Annotated in this window: 13 protein-coding genes; 6 read left to right on the top strand and 7 right to left on the bottom strand. The window is 72.8% G+C overall.

Annotated features, from left to right (window positions below; all coding sequences use genetic code 11):
• Positions 1 to 14 precede the first annotated feature (14 nt).
• Together pknB and MUK52_RS23045 are read left to right on the top strand one after the other, a co-directional pair.
• Positions 15 to 1,952, top strand: a complete 1,938-nt coding sequence (pknB, locus tag MUK52_RS23050) for a Stk1 family PASTA domain-containing Ser/Thr kinase (RefSeq protein WP_284579665.1) — start codon at positions 15 to 17, stop codon at positions 1,950 to 1,952.
• 2 nt (positions 1,953 to 1,954) lie between these two features.
• Positions 1,955 to 2,860, top strand: a complete 906-nt coding sequence (locus tag MUK52_RS23045; RefSeq protein ID WP_114057222.1) for a deoxyribonuclease IV — start codon at positions 1,955 to 1,957, stop codon at positions 2,858 to 2,860.
• Positions 2,861 to 2,895: 35 nt separating this feature from the next.
• On the opposite strand, the gene MUK52_RS23040 is transcribed toward MUK52_RS23045, so the two are convergent.
• Positions 2,896 to 3,528 (bottom strand): sulfite oxidase-like oxidoreductase, encoded by a 633-nt coding sequence (locus MUK52_RS23040; protein ID WP_114057223.1) that lies wholly within the window; start codon positions 3,526 to 3,528, stop codon positions 2,896 to 2,898.
• 171 nt (positions 3,529 to 3,699) lie between these two features.
• Here MUK52_RS23040 and bfr point away from each other — a divergent pair, with 171 nt between their 5' ends.
• The gene (gene bfr, locus MUK52_RS23035; protein ID WP_114057224.1) at positions 3,700 to 4,179 is read left to right on the top strand and encodes a bacterioferritin; all 480 of its coding nucleotides are present in this window, start codon (positions 3,700 to 3,702) and stop codon (positions 4,177 to 4,179) included.
• A gap of 1 nt (position 4,180) precedes the next feature.
• On the opposite strand, the gene MUK52_RS23030 is transcribed toward bfr, so the two are convergent.
• Entirely contained in the window at positions 4,181 to 4,453 is a 273-nt protein-coding gene (locus MUK52_RS23030) for a (2Fe-2S)-binding protein (RefSeq protein ID WP_284579662.1), read from the bottom strand.
• A gap of 163 nt (positions 4,454 to 4,616) precedes the next feature.
• On the bottom strand, positions 4,617 to 5,972 hold the full coding sequence (locus tag MUK52_RS23025) for a class II 3-deoxy-7-phosphoheptulonate synthase (protein ID WP_284579659.1): 1,356 nt from the start codon (positions 5,970 to 5,972) through the stop codon (positions 4,617 to 4,619).
• 283 nt (positions 5,973 to 6,255) lie between these two features.
• On the opposite strand from MUK52_RS23025, the gene MUK52_RS23020 reads away from it, so the two are divergent.
• Positions 6,256 to 8,166, top strand: a complete 1,911-nt coding sequence (locus MUK52_RS23020; protein WP_284579657.1) for an anthranilate synthase family protein — start codon at positions 6,256 to 6,258, stop codon at positions 8,164 to 8,166.
• Positions 8,167 to 8,228: 62 nt separating this feature from the next.
• On the opposite strand, the gene MUK52_RS23015 is transcribed toward MUK52_RS23020, so the two are convergent.
• The 4 genes from MUK52_RS23015 to MUK52_RS23000 all read right to left on the bottom strand — a co-directional run bounded on the left by MUK52_RS23015 (position 8,229) and on the right by MUK52_RS23000 (position 12,223).
• Positions 8,229 to 9,257 (bottom strand): 6-phosphofructokinase, encoded by a 1,029-nt coding sequence (locus MUK52_RS23015; protein ID WP_284579654.1) that lies wholly within the window; start codon positions 9,255 to 9,257, stop codon positions 8,229 to 8,231.
• A gap of 164 nt (positions 9,258 to 9,421) precedes the next feature.
• Positions 9,422 to 10,066 carry a response regulator gene (locus tag MUK52_RS23010; protein ID WP_114058867.1) on the bottom strand — a complete coding sequence of 215 codons (645 nt, stop codon included), beginning with the start codon at positions 10,064 to 10,066 and terminating at the stop codon, positions 9,422 to 9,424.
• Between the two features lie 95 nt (positions 10,067 to 10,161).
• Positions 10,162 to 11,388 (bottom strand): MacS family sensor histidine kinase, encoded by a 1,227-nt coding sequence (gene macS, locus MUK52_RS23005; RefSeq protein WP_114057229.1) that lies wholly within the window; start codon positions 11,386 to 11,388, stop codon positions 10,162 to 10,164.
• Between the two features lie 40 nt (positions 11,389 to 11,428).
• Entirely contained in the window at positions 11,429 to 12,223 is a 795-nt protein-coding gene (locus MUK52_RS23000; protein ID WP_162793340.1) for a lysophospholipid acyltransferase family protein, read from the bottom strand.
• A gap of 170 nt (positions 12,224 to 12,393) precedes the next feature.
• Between MUK52_RS23000 and MUK52_RS22995 the strand changes: the two genes are divergently transcribed.
• Together MUK52_RS22995 and MUK52_RS22990 are read left to right on the top strand one after the other, a co-directional pair.
• Positions 12,394 to 13,173: an alpha/beta hydrolase gene (locus MUK52_RS22995; RefSeq protein ID WP_114057231.1), complete on the top strand. Its 780-nt coding sequence runs from the start codon at positions 12,394 to 12,396 to the stop codon at positions 13,171 to 13,173.
• The gene (locus MUK52_RS22990; protein WP_114057232.1) at positions 13,166 to 13,789 is read left to right on the top strand and encodes a hypothetical protein; all 624 of its coding nucleotides are present in this window, start codon (positions 13,166 to 13,168) and stop codon (positions 13,787 to 13,789) included. The genes MUK52_RS22995 and MUK52_RS22990 overlap by 8 nt, the downstream gene beginning before the upstream one ends.
• The last annotated feature ends 10 nt before the right edge of the window (positions 13,790 to 13,799 follow it).

Here is a 13,799-nt window from a genome sequence, read left to right as displayed (position 1 = left end):
CGTAGAATCACCGGGTGGACACGACCCTGGATGACCCCCTCGTCGGGCAGACGCTCGACGGCCGCTACCGCATCGACGCCCGTATCGCGGCCGGCGGCATGGCCACGGTCTACCGGGCCCTGGACACGCGCCTGGACCGGGTTCTCGCGCTGAAGGTGATGCACCCGGCGCTGGCCGCGGACGGCGCGTTCGTGGACCGTTTCATCCGCGAGGCGAAGTCCGTGGCGCGGCTGGCGCATCCGAACGTGGTCGCGGTGTTCGACCAGGGTACGGACGGCCCGTACACGTATCTGGCGATGGAGTACGTCTCCGGCTGCACGCTGCGGGATGTGCTGCGCGAGCGCGGCGCGCTGCAGCCGCGGGCGGCGCTGGACATCCTGGAGCCGGTGCTGGCGGCGCTGGGGGCGGCCCACCGGGCGGGTTTCGTGCACCGGGACATGAAGCCGGAGAACGTGCTGATCGGCGACGACGGCCGGGTGAAGGTGGCCGATTTCGGCTTGGTGCGGTCGGTGGACTCGGTGACGAGTACGACGGGCGCCGTGCTCGGCACGGTGTCGTACCTGGCTCCGGAGCAGATCGAGAGCGGTGTCGCGGACACCCGTGTGGACGTGTACGCGTGCGGGGTCGTCCTGTACGAGATGCTGACGGGCGGGAAGCCGCATGCGGGGGGTACGCCGGCGCAGGTGCTGTACCAGCACCTGCACGAGGACGTGCCGCCTCCGTCGGCGGCGGTGCCGGGCCTGCCGGCTTCGCTGGACGGGATCGTGGCGCAGGCGGCGGCCCGGGCGCCGGAGCTGCGTCCGTCCGACGCGGCGGCGCTGCTGGGCCTGGTGCTCGCTGTGCGGGCGGAGCTGTCGGACGCGGAGCTGGATGCGGTCCCGCCGCGGGCGCTGTCCGGCGAGCGGTCGGCGGCGGAGGACCGTACGAGTGTGATCCCGCGCCCGGTCGGGGTGCGGCAGGGCGGCGGCGACGGTGTGGAGCACACGTCGGTGCTGGCGTCGGCGCCGGTCCCCCCGCTGCCGGATCCGGCGGGTCCGGGCGCGAGTCCGCGCCGGGCGGGCCGGGTGCGGCGGGGTCCGCTGCTGGTGGTGGCGGCGGTGCTGCTGGCGCTGGGGCTGGGTACGGGCGTGTGGTACATCAGCGCGGGCCAGTTCACGAAGGTCCCGAACCTGCTGGGCAAGTCGGAGGCCGAGGCCCGTTCGGAGCTGTCGGCGGCCGGCCTGGGTGTGAAGCGCGTGGAGCGGAAGTTCAGCGAGGCTTTCGAGCGGGGCACGGTGATGGCCTCGGACCCGGGGGGCGGCAAGCGGATCCGCGGCAACGGCGCGGTGGTGCTGACCGTTTCGCGGGGCCCGCAGGTGGTGGTGGTCCCGGACGTCACGGGCCGGCCGCTGGACGATGCGAAGGCGGAGCTGACGAAGAGCGGCCTGGCGCCGGGGATCGTGAACGAGGCGTTCAGCCAGGACGTGGCGAGGGGTTCGGTGATCAGCACGGACCCAGTGGGCGGGCAGAAGCGCGCGCCGGACACGGCGGTTGCGATCACGGTGAGCAAGGGCCGGCCCGTGCAGGTGCCGAACGTGGCGGCGCGGCCGGTGGAGCAGGCCCGTACGGCGCTGCAGGACCTGGGCCTGAAGGTGGAGGTGGCTGCGGAGCAGGTCAACTCCCCGGTGCCGGCGGGCACGGTGGCGAACCAGTCGCTGAGTGCCGGTGCGCAGGCGGCGGCCGGTGACACGGTGGTGCTGACGGTGTCGAAGGGCCCGCGCCTGGTCGCGGTGCCGAACGTGACGGGGCTGGATGCGGATGCGGCGCGCCGGACGCTGGAGGCGGCCGGGTTCAAGGTGCGGGTGGAGAAGCCGCTGATCTCCTTCTCGAACACGGTGGACGCGCAGTCGGTGCCGGGCGGCCAGAGCGCCCCGGAGGGCAGCACGGTCGTCCTGCGGATCAAGGGGCTGTAGCGGTGCCGGAGTCGGAGGCGGACGGCGTTCTTCCCGCGGCCGGGCGGCGCGCGCGGAATCCGGTCGGCGGGCATGTTCCCGTGGCGGGCGGGCTTGCTTCGGTGGGGTTGTCGTATGCGCGGGAGCTGGCCGCGGAGGCGGTACAGGTCTTCGTGGCGAACCCGCGCGGCTGGGCGACTCCGGCGGGCAGTCCCGCGCAGGACGAGCTGTTCCGCGCGGGCTGCGCGGAGGCCGGGATCCCGGCGTTCGTGCACGCCCCGTATCTGATCAACTTCGGTTCGCACACGGCGGCCACGGTGGAGCGCTCGGTGGAGTCGCTGCGGCATTCGCTGCGCCGCGGCCGGCGGATCGGGGCGGGCGGGGTGGTCGTCCACACGGGCTCGGCGACGGGCGGGCGTCCGCGCGAGGTGGCGTTGGCGCAGGTCAGGGAGTATGCGCTGCCGCTGCTGGATGAGCTGGTCCATGACGACGACCCGTTCCTGCTGCTGGAGTCGACGGCCGGGCAGGGTTCGTCGCTGTGCTCGCTGATGGAGGATTTCGGCCCGTACTTCGAGGCGCTGGACCACCATCCGAAGCTGGGTGTCTGTGTGGACACCTGCCACGTGTTCGCCGCCGGGCACGATCTGGCGGAGCCGGGCGGTGTGAAGGCGGCGCTGGACCTGCTGGTGGACACGGTGGGCGAGGGGCGGCTGAAGCTGGTGCACGCCAACGACTCGAAGGAGGGTGTGGGCGCGCACCGGGACCGGCACGCGAACATCGGGCAGGGCCGCATCGGCCGGGAGGCGTTCGCGGAGCTGTTCTCGCATCCCGCGATGGAGGGGGTGCCGCTGGTGATCGAGACGCCGGGCGGCAAGGAGGGGCACGCGGCGGACGTGGCTCTCTTGAAGGAGCTGCGGGGCCTGCACTGAACTCCCGGCTGCGGCCCTGATCCGCGGGACAGGCCCTACAGCTCGGGCCCGTCGCCCGGTTCCTCCTGGTAGGAGTAGCGCTGTTCCCGCCAGGGGTCGCCGATGTTGTGGTAGCCGCGTTCTTCCCAGAAGCCGCGCCGGTCGGCGGTCATGTACTCGATGCCGCGGACCCATTTCGGGCCCTTCCAGGCGTACAGGTGGGGCACGACGAGCCGCAGCGGGAAGCCGTGTTCGGCGGTGAGGGGCTCGCCGCCCTGGTGGGTGGCGAAGACGGTCCGCCCGGAGGCGAAGTCGGCCATCCGCAGGTTGGAGCTGAAGCCGTACTCGGCCCACACCATCACATGGGTGGCCTGCGGCGACGGCGGTGCCAGGGCGAGGATCTCGCGGGCGAGGACTCCGCCCCACTCGGCGCCGACCATGCTGAACTTGGTCACGCAGTGCAGGTCGGCGACGACGGTCTCGAAGGGCAGGGCGGTGAACTGCTCGTGGTTCCAGCAGTGCTTCTGCCCGTCGGCGGTGGCGCCGAAGACGCGGAACTCCCACCGGTCGGGCTTGAACCGGGGTACGGGCCCGTAGTGGGTGACGGGCCAGCCCCGCTGGAGCCGCTGTCCCGGGGGAAGCTCCAGCTGCTCTGCTCCCGGAGATTCCCGGCTGTCCGGCTGACCCATGTCTCCATGGTGACAGACGTGGCGGGGTGGTCATGACCAGGCGGGAACCGATTCGGGCATGTCATGGCAACTCCCACTAAGGAGGCACTTACTGGACGGTTCATGGTCGCGGTGCAAGGATGCGCGCACAGACCCGTCACTAGCGGACATTGCCTGGAAGGAGCCTCTGCGATGCAGGGCGACCCCGAGGTCCTTGAGTTTCTGAACGAGCAGCTGACCGGCGAGCTCACGGCGATCAACCAGTACTGGCTCCACTACCGGATCCAGGACAACAAGGGTTGGACCAAGCTCGCGAACTACACCCGCGCCGAGTCCATCGACGAGATGAAGCACGCGGACAAGATCACCGAGCGCATCCTGATGCTCGACGGGCTGCCGAACTACCAGCGCCTCTTCCACGTGCGGGTGGGCCAGACGCTGACGGAGATGTTCCAGGCGGACCGCCAGGTGGAGGTCGAGGCGATCGACCGGCTGAAGCGCGGCATCGAGGTCATGCGCGGCAAGGGCGACACCACGTCGGCGCGGCTCTTCGAGGACATCCTGGAGGACGAGGAGCACCACATCGACTACCTGGACACGCAGCTGGAGCTGATCGAGGCGCTCGGGGAGCCGCTGTACCTCGCCCAGCAGATCGAGCAGCCGGACAGCTGACTCAGGCCGCCCCGGCGAGCTCCCTCTCCGCGGTGGCGTCGGCGGTGTCCGAGGCGAGCGCGTCGGCAGCGGCGCGGCCCTTCTCCAGCAGCTCCCGGCGCGGGCACGCCCCCCGGCCGAGGAGGCCCTGGATGGTGCGGACGCAGGAGCCGCAGTCGGTGCCGGCCTTGGTCACGGAGGCTATCTGGCGGGGGGTGCAGGCCCCGGCCGCCGCGTGTTCCCTGACCTGCTTGTCGGTGATGCCGAAGCATGAGCAGACGTACACGCGGTTCACCTCCCTGGGCGGTCTTGCAGCCACCCCTGTTCGGTGAGGCTTACCTAACCGTACCCAAAGTGCGGGTGGCCGGAAAGCCCCCGTACGCCAGTGGGGCGCGGATCACACGGATCCGCGCCCCACTGTCATCGGGCTGTCACGGCGGCCGGCCGGCCGCACGCCGCTACTGGTCGCGGTACATCTCCGCGACGAGGAACGCCAGGTCGAGGGACTGGCTGCGGTTCAGCCGCGGGTCGCAGGCCGTCTCGTAGCGCTGGTGCAGGTCGTCGACGAAGATCTCGTCGCCGCCGCCCACGCACTCGGTGACGTCGTCGCCGGTGAGCTCGACGTGGATGCCGCCCGGGTGGGTGCCGAGCGCCTTGTGGACCTCGAAGAAGCCCTTGACCTCGTCGAGGACGTCGTCGAAGCGGCGCGTCTTGTGGCCGGAGGCGGCCTCGAAGGTGTTGCCGTGCATCGGGTCGGTGACCCAGCCGACGACCGCGCCGGAGGCGGTGACCTTCTCGACGAGCTCGGGCAGCTTGTCGCGGACCTTGTCGGCGCCCATGCGGACGACGAAGGTGAGCCGGCCCGGGTCTCGCTCGGGGTCGAGCCGGTCGATGTAGGTCAGCGCCTCGTCCACGCTGGTCGTGGGGCCGAGCTTGATGCCGATCGGGTTGGCGATCTGCGAGCAGAACTCGATGTGCGCGTGGTCCAGCTGCCTCGTGCGCTCGCCGATCCACACCATGTGGCCGGAGGTGTCGTACAGCTTCCCGGTCCGGGAGTCCGTACGGGTGAGGGCGCCCTCGTAGTCGAGGAGCAGCGCCTCGTGCGAGGAGTAGAACTCCACCGCCTTGAACTCGGCCGGGTCGGTGCCGCAGGCCTTCATGAAGCTCAGGGCGTTGTCGATCTCGCGGGCGAGCTGCTCGTAGCGCTGGCCGGAGGGGGACGACTTCACGAAGTCCTGGTTCCAGGCGTGCACCTGCCGCAGGTCGGCGTAGCCGCCGGTGGTGAAGGCGCGCACCAGGTTCAGGGTCGACGCGGAGGCGTGGTACATGCGCTTGAGCCGCTCGGGGTCCGGGACGCGGGCCTCGGGGGTGAACTCGAAGCCGTTGACGGAGTCGCCGCGGTAGGTCGGCAGGGTCACCCCGTCGCGGGTCTCGGTGTCCTTGGAGCGGGGCTTGCTGTACTGGCCGGCGATGCGCCCGACCTTCACGACGGGCACGGAGGCCGCGTACGTCAGGACGGCGCTCATCTGGAGCAGCGTCTTCAGCTTGGCGCGGATGTGCTCGGCGGACACGGCGTCGAAGGCCTCGGCGCAGTCGCCGCCCTGGAGGAGGAACGCCTCACCCCGGGCGACGGCTCCCAGACGGGCGCGCAGCTGGTCGCACTCGCCCGCGAAAACGAGCGGAGGATACGACTCGAGGTCCGCGACGACTGCGCGCAGGGCCTCGGCATCGGGGTACGAAGGCTGCTGCGCCGCGGGCAGGTCTCGCCAGGTCGCCTTGGCGGCGGGGGCGTGGGTTTCAGCGTTCACGGTCACCCCTACACATTAAGGCGTCCCACCTCGTGCCCTGCCGGTTGCCCATCAGTTGAGACGGACGTCTCTCACCCTGTTTCCCCCCGCACGCCGTCCTTCCGGGTGGGCTAGGGTGGTCCGCATGTACGCGCACTCCTGCCGCTCCTGGTGGTGGACCGCTCCCGGCGGCCCACTCCTCGCGCGTACCCACTGACACGACCGACGCGAAGGCCGCCCCGAGGGGCGGCCTTCCGCGTATGCGCTGCGGCCGGCCGCTCCTCCCACCCGGAAGGACGACCGCCCCCGCATGGAGACCACGACAAGCCGACTGCTCGGCCTGCTCGGCGACGACCGCCGCCCGTTCGCACTGCTGCGCCGGCGCACCCCCGGCCGCGCCCACGACACCGTCGAGGTGCTCGTGGGGCCCGTCCACGAGGCGGAGCGCCTCGCCGACCTGCCCGTCCGCGAGCTGCCGACGCTCGCCCTGGTGCCGTTCCGGCAGATCCGCGAGCGCGGGTTCGAGGTCCCCGACGACGGCACGCCGCTGAGCGTGCTGGCCGCGGAGGAGGCGTACGAGGTCCCGCTCGCGGAGGCGCTGGCGGTGCTGCCGGCGCACCCGGTGCGGGTGGAGGGCGGCGGCTTCGACGTCCCCGACGAGGAGTACGCGCGGACCGTCCGCCGGGTCGTGGAGGAGGAGATCGGCCGGGGCGAGGGCGCGAACTTCGTCATCCGGCGCACGTACCGGGGCAGGATCGACGGCTTCGGGCGGGCGGACGCGCTGGCGCTGTTCCGGCGGCTGCTGCTGGGCGAGCGGGGCGCGTACTGGACGTACGTGGTCCACACGGGTGCGCGGACGCTGGTCGGGGCGAGCCCGGAGGTCCATGTGCGGATGTCCGGCGGGACCGTCGTGATGAACCCGATCAGCGGGACGTACCGGTATCCGGCCGGGGGGCCGACCGCCGAGTCGCTGCTGGCGTTCCTGGGCGACCGCAAGGAGACCGAGGAGCTGTCGATGGTGGTCGACGAGGAGCTCAAGATGATGTGCACGGTCGGCGACCGCGGCGGTGTGGTGGTCGGGCCGCGGCTGAAGGAGATGGCGCACCTGGCGCACACCGAGTACGAGCTGCGGGGCCGTTCCTCGCTGGACGTGCGGGAGGTGCTGCGGGAGACGATGTTCGCGGCGACGGTGACGGGCTCGCCGGTGGAGAACGCCTGCCGGGTGATCGCGCGGCACGAGCCGGTCGGCCCGGACGGGGTGGGCCGCGGGTACTACGCGGGCGCGCTGGCCCTGCTGGGCGTGGACGCCGCGGGCGGGCAGACGCTGGACTCCCCCATCCTGATCCGCACCGCGGACATCGGCGCGGACGGGTCCCTGCGCGTGCCGGTGGGGGCGACCCTGGTGCGCCACTCCGACCCGGCGGGCGAGGTCGCCGAGACGCACGCGAAGGCGGCCGGGGTGCTGGCCGCGCTGGGAGTCCGCCCGGAGGCGCCGCGGCCGGCCTTCGGGGGAGTCCGGCCGGGCCGGGACCCGCGGGTGGTGCGGGCACTGGCCGCACGGCGGAGGGACCTGGCGCCGTTCTGGCTGCGGATGCAGGAGCGGCCGCCGGCCGCGGCCGGGGACTGCCTGGTGGTGGACGGCGAGGACACCTTCACCGCGATGCTGGCGCACGTGCTGCGGGCCGGCGGGCTGTCGGTGTCGGTACGCCGCTACGACGAGCCGGGGCTGCGGGAGGCGGCCCTCGCGCACACGGGCCCGGTCGTGCTCGGTCCGGGGCCCGGCGACCCGTCCGACCCGGCGGACCCGAAGATGCGGCTGCTGCGCGGCCTGGCCCGGGAGCTTCTGGCCGGGCATGCGGGCGGACTGCTCGGGGTGTGCCTGGGGCACGAGCTGATCGCCGCCGAGCTGGGGCTGCCGCTGGTCCGCAAGGCCGAGCCGGCGCAGGGGGCGCAGCTGGAGGTCGAGCTGTTCGGCCGGCCCGAGGTGGTCGGCTTCTACAACACGTTCACGGCCGCCTGCGACGGCGCGGCCGCGGCCCGGCTGGCCGCGCGGGGCGTCGAGGTGGCGCGGGACCCGGCGACGGGCGAGGTCCACGCCCTGCGGTCCGCCGCCGGCGGCTTCGCCGGCGTCCAGTTCCATCCCGAGTCCGTCCTCACCCTGCGCGGCGCGGACCTGCTGCACGGCCTGCTGGCGGACGTGCGCACGGGCGCCCCGGCGTAGGGCCGGGGCGCCCGGGCGGGGGGCGGGGCGCCGCACCGCCCCCGCCCGGCCCGGGGCGGGGCTCAGCCGAAGAAGACCCCGGCCTCCCGGTAGAGCGCCGGGTCGACGGTCTTCAGCCTGGCCGTCGCCTCGGCGAGGGGGACCCGCACGATGTCGGTGCCGCGGAGCGCGACCATCGTCCCGAAGGCGCCGTCGCGGACGGCGTCGACGGCGTGCAGCCCGAAGCGGGTCGCGAGCCAGCGGTCGAAGGCGCTGGGGGTGCCGCCGCGCTGGACGTGGCCGAGGACGGTGGTGCGGGCCTCCTTGCCGGTGCGGGCCTCGATCTCCTTGGCCAGCCACTCGCCGACGCCCGACAGCCGGACGTGTCCGAAGGAGTCGGTGGTGGCGTCCTTGAGGACCATGTCGCCGTCCTTGGGCACGGCGCCCTCGGCGACGACGACGATCGGCGCGTAGCTGGCCTTGAACCGGGAGGTGACCCAGGCGCACACCTGGTCCAGGTCGAAGCGCTGCTCGGGGATGAGGATGGCGTTGGCGCCGCCGGCGAGGCCGGAGTGCAGGGCGATCCAGCCGGCGTGGCGGCCCATCACCTCGACGACGAGGACCCGCATGTGGGACTCGGCGGTGGTGTGGAGCCGGTCGATGGCCTCGGTGGCGATGCCGACGGCGGTGTCGAAGCCGAAGGTGTAGTCGGTGGCGGACAGGTCGTTGTCGATGGTCTTGGGGACGCCGACGCAGGGGATGCCGTATTCCGCGTGGAGGCGGGCGGCCACGCCGAGGGTGTCCTCGCCGCCGATCGCGATCAGCGCGTCGACCTCGTGCTTGGCGAGGGTGTCCCTGATCTGCCGTACGCCGTCGTCCAGCGTGAACGGGTTGGTGCGCGAGGAGCCGAGGATGGTCCCGCCGCGCGGCAGGATGCCGCGGACGGCGGGGATGCCGAGGGGGACGGTGTCGCCCTCGACGGCGCCGCGCCAGCCGTCCTTGAAGCCGGTGAACTCGTAGCCGTACTCCTGGACGCCCTTGCGGACGACGCCCCGGATGACCGCGTTGAGCCCGGGGCAGTCGCCGCCGCCGGTCAGCACTCCGACCTTCATGGGATCTCCCTTTCGCCACTGGGCCGCTCGGGCCCGCATGACGGCCACGCTAGTGGTGACCCAGGTCACACCAGCGGCAGCGGAAGAGGCAATTCCGGTGGAATTGCGCGGCGTTGGGTACGCCCGTTCACTCGGATGGGGACGTAAGTACGACGTACGCCAGGTCAGACCCCGTCGAGGCCGCGCTCTATCGCGTACCGGACGAGCTCCACCCGGTTGTGCAGCTGGAGCTTGCCGAGGGTGTTCTGGACGTGGTTCTGGACGGTGCGGTGGGAGATGACGAGCCGCTCCGCGATCTGCTTGTACGACAGGCCCTTGGCGACGAGCCGCAGCACCTCCGTCTCCCGGTCGGTCAGCTGCGGCGCCGTCGGCTCGTCGGGTGCGGCCGGCGCCGGGTCCGAGGCCAGCCTGCGGTACTCACCGAGGACGAGCCCGGCGAGGCCCGGGGTGAACACGGCGTCGCCGGCGGCCGTGCGGCGCACCGCGTCGATCAGCTCCCGGGCGCCGGCGGACTTCATCAGGTAGCCGGTGGCACCGGACTTGACGGCCTCCAGGACGTCGGCGTGCTCGCCGCTGGCCGACAGTACGAGGACGCGCAGGGCGGGGTCGGCGCCGACGAGCTCCTTGCAGACCTGGACACCGGGCATGCCGGGCAGGTTGAGGTCGAGGACCAGCACGTGCGGGGAGACGGCGCGGGCCCGGCGCACCGCCTCGGGTCCGTCGCCGGCGGTCGCGACGACGTCGAAGCCGGCCTCGGCGAGGTCTCGGGCCACCGCGTCGCGCCACATCGGGTGGTCGTCGACGACCATCACCCTGACCGCGCCGAGCGCACCGGCGCCCTGCCCGGTCGCCTGCGCGGTCTGCTCGTTCGGCTCGTTCGGCTCGTTCGGCTCGTTCGGCTCGGTCACTGGGTCCTCCCCCTGGGTACTTTCAGTTCCACTTCGGTGCCCTGCCCGGGGACGGACACCAGCTCGGCGGTTCCGCCGAGGTCGCGCAGCCTGCCGCGGATGGACAGGGCGACGCCCATGCGGCCCTCGCCCTCGGCCTGGTCCAGGCGGCCCGCCGGGATTCCGGGGCCGTCGTCGCGGACGGTGACGACCACCTCGTCGCCCCAGTCCTCCACGAGGATCCAGGCGCGGGCGTCCTCCCCGGCGTGCCTGCGCACGTTGTCCAGGGCCGCGCCGACGGCGGCCGCCAGCTCGCGGGCGGCGGGCGAGGGCAGCGGGACCGGGGTGCCCGGTTCGGCGAAGCTCACCCGCGACCCGGCGTGCGGGGCGAGCAGCGACCGCAGGTCCACCTCGCCGCCGGCGCCGTCCGCCCCCGCCCCGTCCTCGCCGTCGTCCTCGTCGTACGCGTCCACCAGCGCGCCCCGCGTCCCGTCGCGGGAGACCCGGGAGGGGCGGACGAGCCCGCTGGAGACGAGGGTCCGCAGCGCGACCTCCTGCTCTCCGGCCAGCCGCCCGAGTTCCGCGGCCTCGCCGCCCAGCTCGGTGCCGCGGCGCTGGACCATGGCGAGGACCTGGAGGACGCCGTCGTGGATGTCGCGGGCGAGGCGCTCCCGCTCGCGGGTGGCGGCCTCGATCTCCAGGGCGCGGGCGAGGGTGGCCTCGCTGGCGCGGGCGACCTCGACGACGTACCCGATGGCGACGGACGCCACCCACACCAGCAGGACGTTGTGGACGGTGTCCCGGGTGGGCTCGCCGCGCTGGACGATGTTGGCGGCGGCGACGAGGCTGGAGGCGACGCAGGCCCAGCGCCAGCCGCCCTTGATGGCGAAGGCGAGGACCGAGCCGGCCGTCCAGATCGTGGGCAGGGTGGGGCCGCCGGCGGTGATCCGCTCGTGGGTGTCGGCGAGCGGGGTCAGCAGGATGCCCGCGAGGGCGACCGTGAGGTCCGCGACGAGGAAGCGCTTGGTGCAGCTGGCCGCGTTCGCGACCTTGCGGAGGGTGGCCAGCGTCCACACCGCGAGGAACACGAGGTACCAGAAGGCGATCCACGGCCGGTCGAAGTACCGGTAGGCGGAGGCGAACAGGCCCACCGCGTAGACCATGGTGATCAGCCGGTAGGCGGTCAGCGCCCGCCACAGCGGCTGCTCGACCGACATGCGCACGACACGTTCGCGTTTCGCCATTGCCCCACCCCTTGCGGGCGGTACCGCCCTGCTGCCGCGCCTATTCGGCGGTCTTGCCGGCTTCCGCCGCCTTCTCGGCCTTCTCGGCCTCCGCCGCCTTCTCCGCCTTCTCGGCCGCCTTGTCCGCGGCCTTCCCGGCGGCCTTGGCGGCCTTCTCCGCCTTCTCGGCGTCCGCGATCTGCCGCTTGGCGGCCGTCGCGTAGATGTCGACGTACTCCTGGCCGGACAGCTTCATGATCTCGTACATGACCTCGTCGGTCACCGAGCGGAGGATGAAGCGGTCGCCGTCCATGCCCTGGTAGCGGCTGAAGTCGAGCGGCTTGCCGATCCGGATGCCCGGCCGCATCAGCTTCGGGACGACCTTGCCGGGCGGCTGGATCTTCTCGGTGTCGATCATGGCGACGGGGATGACGGGGGCGCCGGTGGCGAGCGCCACGCGGGCCAGGCCGCCGGGCTTGCCGCGGTAGAGCCGGCCGTCGGGTGAACGCGTCCCCTCGGGGTAGATACCGAACAGCTCCCCGCGCTCGATGACCTCGATGCCGCTCTTGATGGCGGCCTCGCCGGCGCCGCGCGCGCCGGAGCGGTCCACCGGGAGCTGGCCGACGCCCTTGAAGAACGCGGCGGTGAGCTTGCCCTTCACGCCCGGGGAGGTGAAGTACTCGGCCTTGGCGATGAAGGTGACCTTCCGGTCGAGCACGGCCGGCAGGAAGAACGAGTCCGAGAAGGACAGGTGGTTGCTCGCCAGGATCGCCGGCCCCTCGGCGGGGATGTTCTCGAGGCCCTCCACCCACGGCCTGAAGGCGAGCTTCAGGGAACCCCCGATGGAGAACTTCATTGCGCCGTAGATCAACTCGAAAGCCTTCCTGTGTCCTGTCGAACAGACCTTAACCCCTGCCCCGCACCGAGGTGCCCCGACGGCCCTGGTCGGTGCCGTGCCGGTCGCGTACGGTGAAGTCACACAGCGCTACGCACCCGCCCACACCCCCTGTCACAAAGGAGAACCCGGTGCCCGTCCTCCCTGGAGCCGAGCCGTTCCGCCACGAGGGCGGGGAGGTCGGCGTCCTCCTGTGCCACGGCTTCACGAGCACGCCGCAGTCGATGCGCCCGTGGGCCGAGTACCTCGCCGCGCAGGGCCTGACGGTGTCGGTGCCGCTGCTTCCGGGGCACGGTACGCGCTGGGAGGACATGCAGCTCACGGGCTGGCAGGACTGGTACGCGGAGGTCGACCGGGCGCTGCGCGAGCTGCTCGACCGGTGCGCCCGGGTGTTCGTCTTCGGCCTGTCGATGGGCGGGGCGCTGACCCTGCGGCTGGCGGCGAAGCACGGTGATGCCATCAGCGGCATCGTCCTCGTGAACCCGGCCAACAAGCTGCACGACCCGCGGGCGTTCGCCCTTCCGGTGGCCAAGCACTTCATCCGGTCGACGCCGGGCATCGCGAGCGACATCGCGAAGCCGGGTGCGTCGGAGATCGGCTACGACCGGGTGCCGACGCGGGCCGCGCAGTCGCTGCGGGACTTCCTGCGGCTGGTGGACGGCGACCTCCCGCAGGTGACGCAGCCGGTGCTGCTGCTGCACAGCCCGCAGGACCACGTGGTCCCGCCGGTGGACTCGGCGCGGATCCTGGCGCGGATCTCCTCGACCGACGTCACCGAGACCCTGCTGGAACACAGCTACCACGTCGCGACGTTGGACCACGATGCGGAGCGGATCTTCGAGGACAGCCACGCGTTCGTCGCGCGGCTCGCGGAGGGCGTCGGCAGCAAGGAGGCGGCCAGCGGTGGCTGAACACGAGGAGCCTGCGGGGGGCGTGCCCCCGCTGGACGAGGAAGCGGCGTGGGCGGCGATCGTCGCCGGGTACGGGCAGGAGCCCCCGGACCCGCCGGGGTCGCGGCCGTTCCGGCCGATCGAGAACCTGATGCTGCCCGAGGAGGACGTCAAGCCGCCGGAGCCGGGGCGGCCCTCCGGCGGCGGGCCGGGCGCGCCCGGGTCCGCGGAGCCGCCGTCGCGGGAGGAATCCGGGGAGGAGCCCGCGCAGGACGGGGCCGGCCCGGCGAAGCCGCTGGGCAGCTCGGTGGTGTTCGCCCCGGGCGTCGGGGTGGCCGGGGCCGGGAGCGGGCCGCGGGACTACGCGCCGGCCGACCCGGACGACGGGGACGAGGGGCATTTCGTCCCGCCGGAGCCGGAGCTGCCGGAGGCCGACACCACGGCGAAGTTCGCGTGGCTGGCGGTGGTGGGCGGGCCGGTGCTGCTGCTGCTCGCGGTGCTGTTCCGGTGGGACATGACGTGGTGGCTGACCACTCTGGGCATCGGCGGCTTCCTGGGCGGCTTCGCCACCCTGGTGGCCCGTATGGCGCACGGCGACGACGAGGACGACGACCCGGGCCGCGGCGCCGTCGTCTGACCGGCCGGAC

Source organism: Streptomyces sp. 2P-4 (assembly GCF_030167965.1).
Taxonomy (GTDB): domain Bacteria; phylum Actinomycetota; class Actinomycetes; order Streptomycetales; family Streptomycetaceae; genus Streptomyces; species Streptomyces globosus_A.
Note: the sequence above shows the minus strand (reverse complement) of the source record. Positions and strands in the feature narration are given on the sequence as shown.

Excerpts from the sequence above, each read along its gene's own strand:
- MUK52_RS23040 (WP_114057223.1), bottom strand. The coding sequence starts at position 3,528 with ATGGGTCAGCCGGACAGCCGGGAATCTCCGGGAGCAGAGCAGCTGGAG.
- bfr (WP_114057224.1), top strand. The coding sequence starts at position 3,700 with ATGCAGGGCGACCCCGAGGTCCTTGAGTTTCTGAACGAGCAGCTGACC.
- MUK52_RS23020 (WP_284579657.1), top strand. The coding sequence starts at position 6,256 with ATGGAGACCACGACAAGCCGACTGCTCGGCCTGCTCGGCGACGACCGC.
- MUK52_RS23015 (WP_284579654.1), bottom strand. The coding sequence starts at position 9,257 with ATGAAGGTCGGAGTGCTGACCGGCGGCGGCGACTGCCCCGGGCTCAAC.
- MUK52_RS23010 (WP_114058867.1), bottom strand. The coding sequence starts at position 10,066 with ATGGTCGTCGACGACCACCCGATGTGGCGCGACGCGGTGGCCCGAGAC.
- macS (WP_114057229.1), bottom strand. The coding sequence starts at position 11,388 with ATGGCGAAACGCGAACGTGTCGTGCGCATGTCGGTCGAGCAGCCGCTG.
- MUK52_RS23000 (WP_162793340.1), bottom strand. The coding sequence starts at position 12,223 with ATGAAGTTCTCCATCGGGGGTTCCCTGAAGCTCGCCTTCAGGCCGTGG.